The sequence below is a fragment of the Kribbella catacumbae DSM 19601 genome (assembly GCF_000372465.1).
GTDB classification, from domain to species: Bacteria; Actinomycetota; Actinomycetes; order Propionibacteriales; family Kribbellaceae; genus Kribbella; species Kribbella catacumbae.
This window is the reverse complement of sequence record NZ_AQUZ01000069.1, coordinates 1-13,802: the sequence shown is the minus strand read 5'-3', so window position 1 is coordinate 13,802 and position 13,802 is coordinate 1. Positions and strand designations below refer to the sequence as shown.

10 protein-coding genes are annotated in these 13,802 nt (G+C 68.2%); 3 read left to right on the top strand and 7 right to left on the bottom strand.

Translation table 11 applies throughout. The features are described 5' to 3' along the window. Positions 1–38: 38 nt before the first annotated feature. The 7 genes from A3ES_RS0140115 to A3ES_RS0140085 all read right to left on the bottom strand — a co-directional run bounded on the left by A3ES_RS0140115 (position 39) and on the right by A3ES_RS0140085 (position 9,726). Positions 39–2,795, bottom strand: coding sequence for a helix-turn-helix transcriptional regulator (locus A3ES_RS0140115; protein ID WP_020392487.1), 2,757 nt, complete (start codon positions 2,793–2,795; stop codon positions 39–41). A 379-nt stretch (positions 2,796–3,174) separates the two neighbouring features. Further along, a complete protein-coding gene (locus A3ES_RS0140110) occupies positions 3,175–4,689 on the bottom strand; it encodes an amino acid permease (protein ID WP_020392486.1) in 1,515 nt (504 codons plus the stop codon). A gap of 74 nt (positions 4,690–4,763) precedes the next feature. Further along, positions 4,764–5,480 (bottom strand): FadR/GntR family transcriptional regulator, encoded by a 717-nt coding sequence (locus A3ES_RS0140105; protein ID WP_020392485.1) that lies wholly within the window; start codon positions 5,478–5,480, stop codon positions 4,764–4,766. 39 nt (positions 5,481–5,519) lie between these two features. After that, on the bottom strand, positions 5,520–6,299 hold the full coding sequence (locus A3ES_RS0140100; RefSeq protein ID WP_020392484.1) for a 3-oxoacyl-ACP reductase: 780 nt from the start codon (positions 6,297–6,299) through the stop codon (positions 5,520–5,522). Positions 6,300–6,303: 4 nt separating this feature from the next. Continuing rightward, entirely contained in the window at positions 6,304–7,656 is a 1,353-nt protein-coding gene (locus tag A3ES_RS0140095) for an aldehyde dehydrogenase family protein (RefSeq protein WP_020392483.1), read from the bottom strand. After that, positions 7,653–8,375, bottom strand: a complete 723-nt coding sequence (locus tag A3ES_RS0140090; protein WP_020392482.1) for a gamma-glutamyl-gamma-aminobutyrate hydrolase family protein — start codon at positions 8,373–8,375, stop codon at positions 7,653–7,655. The genes A3ES_RS0140095 and A3ES_RS0140090 overlap by 4 nt, the downstream gene beginning before the upstream one ends. Continuing rightward, positions 8,356–9,726 (bottom strand): glutamine synthetase family protein, encoded by a 1,371-nt coding sequence (locus tag A3ES_RS0140085; protein ID WP_020392481.1) that lies wholly within the window; start codon positions 9,724–9,726, stop codon positions 8,356–8,358. Before A3ES_RS0140085 ends, A3ES_RS0140090 begins: the two co-directional genes overlap by 20 nt. A gap of 293 nt (positions 9,727–10,019) precedes the next feature. On the opposite strand from A3ES_RS0140085, the gene A3ES_RS0140080 reads away from it, so the two are divergent. From A3ES_RS0140080 to A3ES_RS0140070, 3 genes are all read left to right on the top strand, one after another. Then, a complete protein-coding gene (locus tag A3ES_RS0140080) occupies positions 10,020–10,958 on the top strand; it encodes a zinc metalloprotease (RefSeq protein WP_020392480.1) in 939 nt (312 codons plus the stop codon). A 33-nt stretch (positions 10,959–10,991) separates the two neighbouring features. After that, positions 10,992–12,158: a D-alanyl-D-alanine carboxypeptidase family protein gene (locus A3ES_RS0140075; RefSeq protein ID WP_020392479.1), complete on the top strand. Its 1,167-nt coding sequence runs from the start codon at positions 10,992–10,994 to the stop codon at positions 12,156–12,158. A gap of 120 nt (positions 12,159–12,278) precedes the next feature. Continuing rightward, positions 12,279–13,655 carry an IS1380 family transposase gene (locus tag A3ES_RS0140070; protein WP_020388679.1) on the top strand — a complete coding sequence of 459 codons (1,377 nt, stop codon included), beginning with the start codon at positions 12,279–12,281 and terminating at the stop codon, positions 13,653–13,655. The last annotated feature ends 147 nt before the right edge of the window (positions 13,656–13,802 follow it).

Genomic DNA, 13,802 nt, shown 5'->3' with positions numbered 1-13,802 from the left:
CTGGCGGGTAAAACCAAGGGTTAACCTTTGGCCGGGTGTCAAGATGGGCCGCGATCGACCGTTCTTAGCAACTGGGTGCGGTTGGCGACGCCGAAGCGGCGGTACAGCCTGGTCAGCTGCGATTCGACCGCCTTGACGCTCAGGTAGAGCGCCGCCGCGATCTCCCGGTTGGTGGAGCCGTCGCGGACCATCGCGACGATCTGCAGCTCGTTGTCGGTCAGCTCGGACGGCTGCCGGCTGCGACTCGGTACGTCGAGACGCGCGAGCTCCGTCTCGGCCACCTCGCGCCACGCGGGCGCGGCGTACGCCTCGAACTGTTCGATCGCGTCCAGGAAGGCAGTCCGTGCGACCGACCTGCGACGAGCCTGCCGGGCCACCCGGCCGCGAGTCAGCTCGCAGCGGGCCAGATCCATCGGGTAGATGCGATCCCCCGCGGTACTGATCGTCTTCTCCAGCAGCTCCAGCGCCGTGGCCGGGTCGCCTTGCTTGGCGATCAGCAGCGCCTCGGATCGCGCCAGCCCGACCATCACGACGGACCTGTCCAGCGTCTCGGCCCGCCCCCGGATCTCGGCGATCAGGGCCGCGGCGTCATCCAACCGCCCGGCGGCGACCAGCGCCTCCGCGTAGTCCGCGTGCCACGGGATCACGGCCGGGTCGTACGGCATCGCGGCCTCGCCAGACTCGGCGATCGCGTCGAAAGCCTCCACTGCGCGTTGCGGGTCGCCGGTCAGTACGCCGATCATGCCCACGCCCGTGAGCGCCGGGCCGGTCCACTCCTCGTTGCCGACCAGCCGGCAGCCTTCCAGCGCCGCCTCTGCCAGCTCGCGCCCCATCGTCGCCGTGCCGCCGGCCCACTCCGCGCGACAGGCGACGACCAGCCCGACCTCTGGCTCGTCGCCCAGGTCCTGCATCAGCTGGTAGCACTCGTGGCCTGCGGCAAGCGCATCGGCACCGCGGCCGCTGCGCTCGTAGATCGCCGTCGCGGAGACCAGGACCGACGCCAGCCAGCGGACTGCGCCGCCAGCCCGTACTTCGTCGACCAGCGCGCTGATCTGCTCGATCGCCTCGCCTGTCCGGCCGCGGAACAGCTCACGCATTGCCGCCATCTGCCGGGCACCCACCACGGCCTTGGTGAGCGGCAAGCCACGCGACAGCTCGGCAGCCTGCTCCAGCAGCCCGTCGGAGGTCTGCTCGCCGCCACGGGCGATCTGCACGCTGCTGGCCGCGCTCAGAGCATCGACTAGCGCCTCGACGTCACCGCACTCGCGTGCGAGCCTCTCGGCGACCTGCGCGTCCTCCTGGGCATCGTCGAGCCGACGATCGAAGTACGCGCTGTTGCTGCGCAAGATCCGAACCCGTGCTTCGAGCTGCGGGTTACCGACCGCCGCCTCGAAGGCCTCGGCCAGCAGGGTGATCCGCTGCTCGCGCTCGGGCCACGCCGCATCCACCAGAAGCAGCAGAGCAGCCACCTTGGTGTCTGGACGAGTAGCAGCCTGTACTGCGAGCCGCGCCATCTCAGCGGATTCCACTAGGTGCCCGGCCGCGGCTGCGGCGTCTGCTGCGCTGGACAGCCGCCTGGCCCGGTCATCCTGCTCGCCAGCGGGTGTGCGCTCTGCAGCGAGTCGCCACAGGGTCGCGGCCGCCCCGAGTGCACCACGGCCGCCCGCCACCACCGCAGCGGCTTCTATCGTCGCGGCGAGATCCGTGTTGGCCTCCTGCGTCGCCAGTGCTCTGTGTGTGGCGTTCTCCACCGGCTCGTCGACCACTGCCGCCAACTGGGCGTGCGCCTGACGCCGGGCCGCAGAGGTCGCTTCGGCGTACACGAACTCTCTGAGCAGCGGGTGGGAGAACCGCAGCCGCTCGGACGACACGTCGACCAGCCCGAGCCCCTCCGCCTCGGCCAGCTCGGCATCGATGGGTCGCTTGAGCGCCTGGGACAGCTGGTTGGTCGTCGGGCGCGGCGAGGTGGCCGCGTGCAACAGCAGCTCGTACGTCGCTGGGGTGACGTCGGCGAGCCTGTCTCCCAGCAGGGTCTTCAGGCGGCTGGACACCGGCAGCGGGTCGTTCGGCGAGACACCCTGCGGGTGACGCAGGATGGCCCGGCCCAGCTCCAGCGCCATGAATGGGTTGCCGGCGCTCGCGGTGAAGATGCGGCGCGCAGTACGGACCGGGAGTGGGCTGGAGAGTCTGTTGCGGAGTAGAGCCAGTACGTCGGGCTCGGTGAGCGGCGGCACTTCCAGCTGCAGCACCGGCTCCGGGCAGGCCTCAGCCATCACCGGAAGGTCGCCGTCGGCTACCTGCTCGGTGGCGAGCATGTGGACACCCTCGGTCAGCCGCCGCGCACAGAAGGTCAGCACTTCGAGACTGGACGGGTCGACCCACTGGATGTCGTCCACAACCAGCAGCACCGGGCCGGAGGCGGCCAGGCGACGCAGTACGTGCAGAACTGCGAGTCGCACGGCCAGCTCGTCGCGCACGGTGTCGGGGGCGCTCGCTTTGAGCAGTGCCACTTCCAGAGGCTGGCGGAGGTGGTCGGGCAGCACCTGCCAGGCGAGCTCGAGCTGGTTGGAGAGGAGATCGAGGAGGGTGACATACGGGAGGCCGGCCTCGCTCTGGGAGGGTGCGGCGCTCAGTACGCGACACCCGGCCCGGGCGCGTTCAGCGACCAGTGCCCGGCCGGTGGCGGACTTGCCGATCCCGGTCGGGCCGTAGAGCAGCACGCTGCCGCTGGTCTCGAGCTGCTTCTTGGCACGCTCGACCAGTCCGGCGCGCCCGACCAGCTCGTCGTCAGTCATCGATCCACATTCTCCCCGAAGGATTACATTCGCCGACATCACAGTCGAGTGCCAATGGACACGGCGAGTGTCACATATGGAGATCGCCTGGCCACTACCTCGTCATCTAGCCGTTCAAACGGGCGGTTAGCCCACGATTGCGCATTCTCCCGGCGTGTCGGGCAAAACTCGCCGAAAACCTCCCCTGGCACACCAGTGCCCCGACACCGCACTGACCCGCCTGTGACACCCAAGCCCGCCAATCCCGCCCGCCCCCGGCTGCGACGTGCCAAGCCCACCAGTGGTGGGCTTGGCCAGCAAGCGGCGGGCTGGGACAGGGTCTGCCCTGTTCAAGCCCGCCGTTTGGTGTTCAAGCCCATCAGAAGTGGGCTCGCAGGGGTCAGATGGATTCGAGGTCGCGTTCGATGGCGGCTAGTTCCTCCTCGGAGCCCTGGACCTTGGGGCCGGTGAACCAGTGGCGGGCCGAGATGAGCCACCACAGGCCGGCGAAGCCGAGGACGGCGAGGACCGCGATCGGGGTGTAGTTGAAGGTCTTCGGCCCGACCGGGCTGACCTGCGGCAGCATGAACAGCACGGTGATGAAGAGCACCCAGATGACCGCGATCACGCCGATCGGCCGGCTCCACCGGCCCAGGTGCCACGGTCCGCGCTGGAACTTGTCGCCCTGCAGCAGCCGCAGGAAGGTCGGCATCACGTAGGCGATGTAGAGCCCGATGACCGCGATCGAGGTCACCGCGGCGTACGCCGTCGCGTTCCACAGGTACGGCAGGCCGAGCAGGAAGGCGCCGCCGCCGGCCAGCCAGATAGCGTTGGTGGGCGTCCGGGTCTTGGAGTTGATCTTGTGCCAGAACTTCGACGCCGGCAGCGCGCCGTCGCGGGAGAAGGCGTAGATCATCCGCGAGTTGGCGGTCATCGACGACATCCCGCAGAACAGCTGGGCGCCGACGACCACGAGCAGCAGCACCTTGCCGAGCGAGACCCCGACCGCGTCGATGAAGATCTGCGCGGGCGGTACGCCGGTATCACTGCCGAGCGCGCCGTCGTAGCTCTGGATCGCGAAGGTCAGGCCGATCAGCAGCACCCAGCCGGCCACCAGCGAGACCAGGATCGACATCACGATGCCGCGCGGTCCCGAGCGGGCCGCGTCGTGGGTCTCCTCGGTCATGTGCGCCGACGCGTCGTACCCGGTGAAGGTGTACTGCGCCAGCAGCAGGCCGAGCAGCGCGACGTAGAAGGTCGAGCCCCAGCCGGTGTTGTTGACGAACTCCGTGAAGACGAAGTCGGCCGACTGGTGCCGGTCGGGCACGAAGGCCAGCATCGCGACGATGAAGACGACGCCGACGATGTGCCACCAGACGCTGATGTCGTTGAGCCGCGCGACCAGCTTGACGCCGACCGAGTTCAGCAGCGCGTGGACGAGCAGGATGATCCCGAACAGCAAGATCGTGTGCCCGGGCGTCGCGCTGAAGCCGAACTGCAGGTCCAGCAGCGCGTTCAGGAAGAAGGCGGCACCGAAGTCGATGCCGGCGGTGACGGCGACCTGGCCGAGGAAGTTGAACCAGCCGGTGAACCAGGACCAGGCCGGGCCGTGCGACGGCGCGAGCTTGGCCGACCAGTAGTACAGGCCGCCGGCGGTCGGGAAGCTCGAGCAGACCTCGGCCATCGCGAGTCCGACCAGCAGCGTCATCAGGCCGACGATCGGCCAGCCCCAGACGATCATCACCGGTCCGCCGGTGTTCATCCCGAAGCCGTACAGGGTCAGGCAGCCGGACAGGATCGAGATGATGGTGAAGGAGACGGCGAAGTTCGAGAACCCCGACATCGTTCTGGACAGTTCCTGCGCGTAGCCCAGCTGGTGCAGCCGCTTTTCGTCGTCGCTCAGTTCGGTGCTCACGGAATGCCTCCCAATGGTCTTCCTACAGACCTTTGCGGACCATTGAGACATCTGCCACACCCGCTGTCAAGGAATCAGGTCAGGAAGCCCCGCAGCAACGCGGCAGTACCGGACAGGTGTTCCTGCATCGCCTGCCGGGCCGCGACCGAATCGCCGGCCAGGATCGCGGTGACGATGGCGTCGTGCTGGTCGTTGGAGTGCTCCAGATTGACCGCCAGCAAGGGAATCGCGTCGAGCAGCTCGTTCAGCCGCATCCGGACGTCGGCCGTGGCCGAGGTCAGCGACGGCGAGCCGCTGACCTCTGCGATCGCCAGGTGCAGGCGGGAGTCCATCCTGCGATAGTCGCCCAGCTTGGCCGTCGACGTCTCGGCCAGGCAGCGCCGAAGGTGCTCGACCTCGGCCTCGGTCAGCACGCGTGCCGCCGCGGCCTCGGCTGCTCCGGTCTCCAGCGCGGACCGGAGTACGAGGGCGTCGTCGACTCCCGCGCCCAGCTCGCGGGTGAGCTGCTTCGCGCTGGTACGCCGGGGCTTGGGCAGGCGCTCGTTGACGAAGGTCCCGCCATACCGGCCGCGGCGGGACTCGACGTACCCGGAGTCGGTGAGCGCCCGGATCGCCTCGCGCAGGGTGACCCGGCTGACGTTCAGCCGGGCGGCCAGGTCGCGTTCGGCGGGCAGCCGCTCACCCGGCCCGACCACGCCGAGCTTGATTGCCTGCAGCAACCGTTCGACCGTCTCCTCGAACGGGTTGCCGGCCCGCACCGGCCGGAACACCGCGTCGTCCGCACCTGCCACCCTGGCACCCTCTTTCCCCGTTGGTTCGGCTCAGGGTAGCTACACCGGGGTGACGTACGCCCCGGAGATGCCGCCGTCGACGAGGAAGGTGTTCGCGGTGATGAAGGACGAGTCGTCGCTGGCCAGGAAGGCGACGGCGGCGGCGATCTCCTCGGGTTCACCGAAGCGGCCCATCGGCACGTGCACCAGGCGGCGCTGGGCGCGCTCGGCGTCCGCGGCGAAGAGCTCCTTCAGCAGCGGAGTGTTGACCGGTCCCGGGCACAACGCGTTGACCCGGATGCCTTGCCGGGCGAACTCGACGCCCAGCTCCCGGCTCATCGCGAGTACGCCGCCCTTCGAGGCGGAGTACGAGATCTGTGAGGTCGCGGCGCCCATCACGGCGACGAAGGAGGCGGTGTTGATGATGGAGCCCTTGCCCTGACGCTGCATGTAGGGGATGACGTGCTTGCAGCACAGGTACACAGAAGTCAGGTTGACCTCCTGCACCTTGCGCCACGCCTCCAGGCCGGTCTCCAGGATCGAGCCGTCCTCGGGCGGTGAGATCCCGGCGTTGTTGAAGGCGATGTCGACGCTGCCGAAGGTGTCGTGGGCCTGCTTGAACAGGTTCGCGACATCCGCGTCGCTGGTCACGTCGGTCTGCACGAACAAGCCGCCGACCTCGTCGGCCGTCGCCTTGCCGGCCGCCGGGTCGACGTCGCCGATGACCACCTTGGCGCCCTCGGCCGCGAGTCGCCGTACGGAGGCGAGACCGATCCCGCTGGCACCGCCGGTGACGACGGCGACTCGTCCGACCAGCCTTGTCGCCTGCACGTCTGTCATTTGATCAGTCCTCCGTGGAGATGAAGATGTTCTTGGTTTCGGTGAACGCGTCCAGCGCGTCCGGCCCGAGCTCGCGGCCGAGCCCGGATTGCTTGTAGCCGCCGAACGGCGTCGAGTACCGCACCGACGAGTGCGAGTTGATCGACAGGTTGCCCGCCTCGACACCCCTGCCGACCCGCAGCGCGCGGCCGACGTCCCGGGTCCAGATCGACCCGGACAGCCCGTACTCCGAGTCGTTGGCGATCCGCAGCGCATCGGCCTCGTCCTCGAACGGGACCACGGCCACCACCGGGCCGAAGATCTCGTCCTTGAGAGCAGCCGAGTCAGGCGCCGGAGTGAGCACGGTCGGCGGGAACCAGTAGCCGGGGCCTTCGGGCGCAGTACCGGTGAATGCGACGTCCTGCTGCGTGTAGGCGGCCACCCGCTCGCGCTGCTGCGCTGAGATCAGCGGACCCATCTCAGTCGCGGGATCGCTCGGGTCGCCGACCTTGAACGCCTTCACCGCCGGCTCCAGCAGCTCCAGGAACTTCCCGTACGCCGACCGCTCGACCAGGATCCGCGACCGCGCGCAACAGTCCTGCCCCGCGTTGTCGAACACCCCGTACGGCGCCTGCGCGGCCGCCTTGGCGAGATCGGAGTCGGCGAAGACGATGTTCGCCGACTTGCCGCCGAGCTCGAGCGTCACGCGTTTCACCTGGTCCGCGCAGCCCGCCATGATCTGCTTGCCGACCCCGGTCGACCCGGTGAAGACCACCTTCCGCACGGCCGGATGCGTGACGAACCGCTGTCCCACCACGGTCCCCGCGCCGGGCACGATCTCCAGTACGCCTGGCGGCAACCCGGCCTCCAGCGCCAGCTCGCCCAACCGGATCGCGGTCAACGGCGTCAGCTCGGCCGGCTTCAGTACGACGGTGTTGCCCGCTGCCAGCGCGGGCGCGAAACCCCAGCCGGCGATCGGCATCGGGAAGTTCCAGGGCACGATGATGCCGACCACGCCGAGCGGCTCGGCGAAGGTCAGATCGATGCCTCCGGCAACTGGTATCTGCCTGCCGAACAACCGCTCCGGCGCCGCCGAGTAGTAGGTGAGCACATCACGCACGTTGCCGGCTTCCCAGCGGGCGTTGCCGATCGTGTGCCCGGCGTTCTCGACTTCCAGCTGGGCCAGGTTGTCCAGGTCCGCGTCGACCGCGTCGGCGAACCGGCGCAGCAGCCGGCCGCGATCGGCGGGCGCCACCGCCCGCCAGGTCTTGAACGCCTCGGCGGCCCGGGCGATCGCGGCGTCGGTGTCCTCGACCGAGGCCAGTTCGATGCTGCGGACAACCTTTTCGGTCGCGGGGTTGATCACGTCGTGCGTCACCGGCGCGCGCTCCTCTTCTTGCCTTCAGCAACGAGTGCGGCGAACAGCCGCAGGTCTTCGGGGTTCTCTTCGGGATGCCACTGCACACCGAGGGCGAACTGCTTGCCGTCGACCTCGGCGGCCTCCACGGTGCCGTCGCCGGCGCGTGCGGTCACCCGCAGTTCGCCGGCGACGAGGTCGATCGCCTGGTGGTGATAGCAGTGGACGCTGGTCTGTTCGCCGAACAGCCGGGCTGCCAGGGTGTCCGGCTCGATCTTCACCTCGGTTCGCCCGAAGACGGCGGGGCTGGGGCGGTGTTCGTCGTGAGCGACGGCGTCGGGCAGGTGCTGCTGCAGCGTGCCGCCGAGCGTGACGTTGAGCATCTGCAGTCCCCGGCAGATCGCGAGCAGCGGGAGATCGTTTTGGAGAGCTGCCTTGATCAGGATGGACTCGTGCTCGTCACGGCCCGGCCGGGTGTCGACCGTCTCGGGGTGTGGCGCGGCGTCGTACGATCCGGGGTCGACATCGCACCCGCCGGCGATGATCAGGCCGTCGAGCAGCTCGAGTACTGAGGCGTCAGTGCCAACGGGTGGGAGCAGCAGCGGTACTCCGCCTGCCGCGACCACCGAGTCGAGGTAGACGCGCGGCAGGATGGCGGCTTCGCGCTGCCAGACTCCCCAGATCGTCGGTTCGAGGTACGTGGTGATGCCGATTCGGGGTTTAGAGGCGCTCGAAGCCACGGGTCAGCTCCCAGTCGGTGACGGCGGCGTCGTAGGCATCCAGCTCGACGCGGGCCGCGTTGACGTAGTGCTCGACGACATCGTCGCCGAAGGCTTCGCGGGCGATCTTCGACCCACCGAAGAAGGCGGCGGCCTCGCGCAACGTGGTGGGGACGTGCGGCTTGTCGGAGGTGTAGGCGTTGCCTTCCAGCATCGGCTCCATCTCCAGCTCGTTCTCGATGCCGTGCAGGCCGGACGCGATCAGCGCGGCGACGGCGAGGTAGGGGTTCACGTCGCCACCCGGCAGGCGGTTCTCCACCCGGAGGGACTCGCCATGGCCCACCACGCGCAGCGAGCAGGTGCGATTATCGATGCCCCAGGCAACGGCAGTCGGCGCGAAGCTGCCCGGTACGAATCGCTTGTAGGAGTTGATGTTCGGCGCGAGCAGGTAGGTGAACTCCTCCAGACAGGCCAGCTGCCCGGCGATGAACTGCTCCATCAGCTCGGAGAAGCCGTGCTCGCGATCGCCCGCGAGCACCGGCTCGCCGGTCTCGGACCGGAAGCTCAGGTGGATGTGACACGAGTTGCCCTCGCGTTCGTCGTACTTGGCCATGAAGGTCAGGCTCTTGCCGTGCCTGACGGCGATCTCCTTGGCCCCGGTCTTGTAGATCGAGTGGTTGTCGCAGGTCGCGAGCGCCTCGTCGTACCGGAAAGCGATCTCGTGCTGACCGAGGTTGCACTCGCCCTTGGCGGACTCGACGTACAGGCCGGCGCCTTCCATCGAGTTGCGGATGTCACGCAGCAGCGGCTCGATCCTGGCGGTGCCGAGGAGCGAGTAGTCGACGTTGTACTGGTTGGCCGGGTCGAGATCCTTGTACGCCTTGCTCCAGGCGGACTCGAATGTGTCGTTGAAGACGATGAACTCGAGCTCGGTACCGACGTACGCTTTCAGCCCACGCTCGGCCAGCCGGTCGAGCTGGCGCTTCAGCACCTGCCGCGGCGAGACGGGCATCGGCGTACCGTCGAGCCACTGGACGTCGCAGAGCACGAGCGCGGTGCCCTCGAGCCAGGGCAGCAGGCGCAGGGTGTCGAGGTCGGGGGCCATCAGCAGATCGCCGTACCCGCGCTCCCAGGAGGACATCTCGTAGCCCTCGACGGTGTTCATGTCGACGTCGACGGCGAGCAGGTAGTTGCACCCTTCGCTGCCATGCCGCAGTACCTCCTCCAGGAAGTACCTCGCCCCACACCGTTTACCCTGCAAGCGCCCCTGCATGTCGGTGATCGCCACCAGCACGGTGTCGATCCGCCCGGACCCGACGAGGTCACGCAAGGCCTGCACGCTCAGCTTGCCGGTGCCAGAGTCCACGGTCACTCCCGAATTCTATTGGTCTGCAGTCAGTCCATTGACGCAAGCCCGAGCGCGGATGTCAATGTGCGCGGACACGCACGCCATCAATCCTCCCGGTCCAGCGGCCTGCCGCGCTCGCCTCCGCCGCCCGATACCGAGCGCGGGCCGACTTTGATGGCCTGGAGATCCGGCAGGTTCCGGCGCAGTACTGCCGTGGCACGTATCGGACAGGGAACGGCTTTGAAGTTGGCGGGATGGCGCTCAAAATCGGCTGATCCGGTCGCCCGCCCCGCGGCCATTGATTCGAGGAGCGCTTTATGCGATCTCTCTTCACCCGCCCCCGCGCCCTGGCCGTTCTGGTGGCCGGTTCGGCGCTTGCTTTCAGTCCGTTGAGTGGTCAGGCCACCGCGCAGTTGCCGGTGGACCAGGTGAACCCGTGTTTCGCCCCGGCCGAAGGGCCGTCCGCGCGTGGTGGGCACGGTGCCGACCATCGTGAGCTGTCGGTGGCCGAGCAGAAGGCGATCGATGCCAAGACCGCTCAGTTGCTGGCCGCGAAGAAGGCCCGTGGGCTCGCGCCTGCACCCGGCAAGCTCGCCGCTGCCAACGTGCCGGTCTACATCCACGTCATGCGCAGCAGTTCCGGCGCCGGCGACGTGACCGCGACCCAGATCAACCAGCAGATCGCCGAGCTGAACCAGAACTTCGCCGGTGGCGAGTCGTCGTCCGCGGCGAACACCGGCTTCACGTTCACCCTGGCCGGCACCTACCGGTACAACAACAGCACCTGGCACACGGACGGCCAGAGTACGACGTACCGGTCGCAGACCCGCAAGGGTGGCAAGAACGCGCTCAACATCTGGCTGGTCAACTTCTCGTACCTCGGGATCGCGACCTTCCCGTGGGACTACTCGAGCAACCCGAAGATCGACGGGATCCGCGTGCAGTACACCTCGCTGCCGGGCGGTTCGGCCACGAACTTCAACCTCGGCAAGACCGCTACGCACGAGGCCGGCCACTGGTTCGGGCTCTACCACACGTTCCAGGGTGGCTGCACGAGCACGAACGACTCCGTCTCCGACACCCCGGCGCAAGGCAGTGCCAGCTCCGGCTGCCCGACCGGCCGCAACTCCTGCTCGCTGCCCGGCCTGGACCCGATCCACAACTACATGGACTACTCGTACGACTCCTGCTACAACCAGTTCACCCCTGGCCAGAGCACCCGGATCAGCAACATGTGGACGGCCTACCGCGCGTGACTAGTGGACCGTGGGCCGTCTAGAGTCGGCGCGATGCGTGTCCTCCTGACGGTCTGCGCCACCGCGGTAGCCTCCACGGCTCTCGTGGTGACCGGTCCTCTTGCAGCGACCGCCGCCAGCCAGGGTGCTAGTACCCCGGTCGGCGGCGCACAGCTGACCACGGAGTCGACGGTTGTCGCCGCTGGGGCGACGCCGCCGGCGGTGCAGGCGTCGGCGTACGTGGTGGCTGACGTCGACACGGGCGACATACTGGCGGCCAAGGCGCCGCATGCCAAGCTGCGGCCGGCCAGCACGCTCAAGACGCTCACTGCGCTGGTACTGCTGCCGCGGCTCAACAAGGCCGACCAGGTGATCGGTACCAACCAGGACGCGGGCATCGAGGGCAGCAAGGTCGGGGTGTACCCGGGGCTGCGGTACTCGGTCGACCTGCTGTTCCAGGGGATGTTCCTCGCGTCTGGCAACGATGCGGTGCATGCACTCGCGGTGCACGACAAGGGCGGCGTACCGGCGACCATCCAGCGGATGAACAAGCTGGCGGGCGAACTCGGTGCGCGCGACACCAACGTGACCGACCCGACCGGGCTGGACGCGGACGGGCAGTACTCCAGCGCGTATGACCTGGCGTTGTTCGCCCAGGCAGGGCTGGCGCGGCCGGACTTCGCGAAGTACGCGTCGACGAAGTACACGAACTTCCCGTTGGCGAAGAAGGGCAGCTACCAGGTCGCCAACCAGAACAAGCTGCTGTTCAACTACGACGGCGCGCTCGGCGTGAAGACCGGCTACACGACGCTGGCCCGCAACACGTTCATCGGAGCGGCCCGGCGCAACGGGCACACGCTGGTGGTCACGCTGATGAACTCACCGCACGGCATCACCGAGGACGCCACCAACCTGCTCGACTGGACCTTCAAGTCGTACGACGCCCTGACGCCGGTGGGCACGCTGGTCAAGCCGGTCGCCGCTGCTCGCCCCAAGACCGCCGAGGGCAACGGACCGAACACCTCCAAGAAGGCCTCTGCCCTGCCACCCCGGCGCAACCGAGCCGCGCTGGTCGCAACCGCCATCGTTCAGTCGACGGTCTACAAGGTCCCGGTCTGGGCGTACGCCGCCCCGCCGTTCCTCCTGCTGGCCCTGTTCCTCCGCCGCCCCAAAGCCCTCCGAGCCAGAGCCAAAGCAGCCAACAAAGCCAGACGCCACTAACCTCGGCGTTTCACAGAAATTGGTGCGACACGTGAGCTGAAAAGGCGAGAGTGCCTTGTCTGTAAGGGAAAATTGGGCTTGTCGAAGGTCCAAGGATCCCGAGCAGGAAGGCACTCTCAGGTGAAGGTTAGCAAGGCGGCGCGTCGGTTCAAGGTGTCGGCGGATGGTAAGGGGATCGTGTCGCATGCCGGAACCGCGCTGTTGCGGGAGTTGGCGGCCGAGACCGGGCTGGTGAAGGGGTGGACCGAAGCGCTGATCGACACCTACCGGTTGCCGCCGCTGCATGCACCGGGCCAGGTGCTGGTGGACTTGGCGGTGACGATCGCCGACGGCGGCGACGCGCTACGGCACCTGCGGACACTGCGGGACCAGCCGAAACTGTTCGGGCCGGTCGCATCCGACCCGACCGCGTGGCGAGTGGTTGACAAGGTCGATGAGGTCAAACTGGACCTGTTGCGGGCCGCGCGCGCAACAGCCCGGGAGCGGGCCTGGGCGGCCGGTGCCGGCCCGGACCTGTCCGAGCAGTTGTGGCTGCTCTTCGACGCGACCCTGCTGACCGCGCACTCGGACAAGGAGAACGCCGCACCCACCTGGAAGAAGGGATACGGCTTCCACCCGTTGCTGTGTTACCTGGACCGGCCCGACATGTCGGGTGGAGAGGCGCTGGCCGGGCTGCTGCGGCCGGGCAACGCCGGCAGTAATACCGCCGCCGACCACGTGACAGTGCTGGACCTGGCGATCGCCGCGCTGCCCGAGAACGTCCGGCCCCGGCCCGGGGCGGTCGACGCGCCCAAGGTGATGGCCAGCGCTGATTCGGCCGGTGCGACCCACGTGTTCGCCGCCGCGCTCCGCAAACACGGGATCGGGTTCTCGCTCGGGTTCTCCGTCGACGAGAACCTGCAGCAAGCGATCCTGGCCACCCCGAAACACGCCTGGCAACAGGCCTACAACGCCGACGGTGAGCCCCGCCGCGGCGCCTGGGTCGCCGAACTCACCGACCTGCTCAACCTCGACAACTGGCCAACCGGGTCCCGCGTCATCGTCCGTAAAGAACGCCCCCACCCCGGCGCCCAGCTCACCTTCACCGACATCGACGGCCACCGGTTCACCGCGTTCCTCACCGACACACCCGGTGGTCAACTCCCCGACCTGGAGATGGAACACCGCGCCCACGCCCGGGTCGAGGACCGGATCCGCACCGGGAAAGACACCGGCCTGCGCAACCTTCCGTTCTACGCCTACACAGCCAACGCCTGCTGGCTCGAACTCGCGCTGGCCGCCGCCGACCTCATCACCTGGTCCCAGGCCGTCTGCTTCACCCACACCCTCGCCCGCACCGAACCAGCCACCTTCCGCTACCAGATCCTCCACACCGCCGCAGTCCTCGTCCGCACCGCCCGCGGCCGGCACCTCAGACTCGACACCGACTGGCCCTGGGCCCCCAACCTCGCCGCCGCATTCGACCGACTCCGCACCGCACCCTGGCCAGCCACCTAACCCTGGCCCACATCCCTACCACCCAAGGACATCGGACCCCCGCACACCCGACGCGACAGCCGGGCCAAACCCACGCCACCAACCGTCAAACCCACCTAAAACACGGCACCCGAAGACACGCCAGAACCCCATGAAATATCGAGGCTA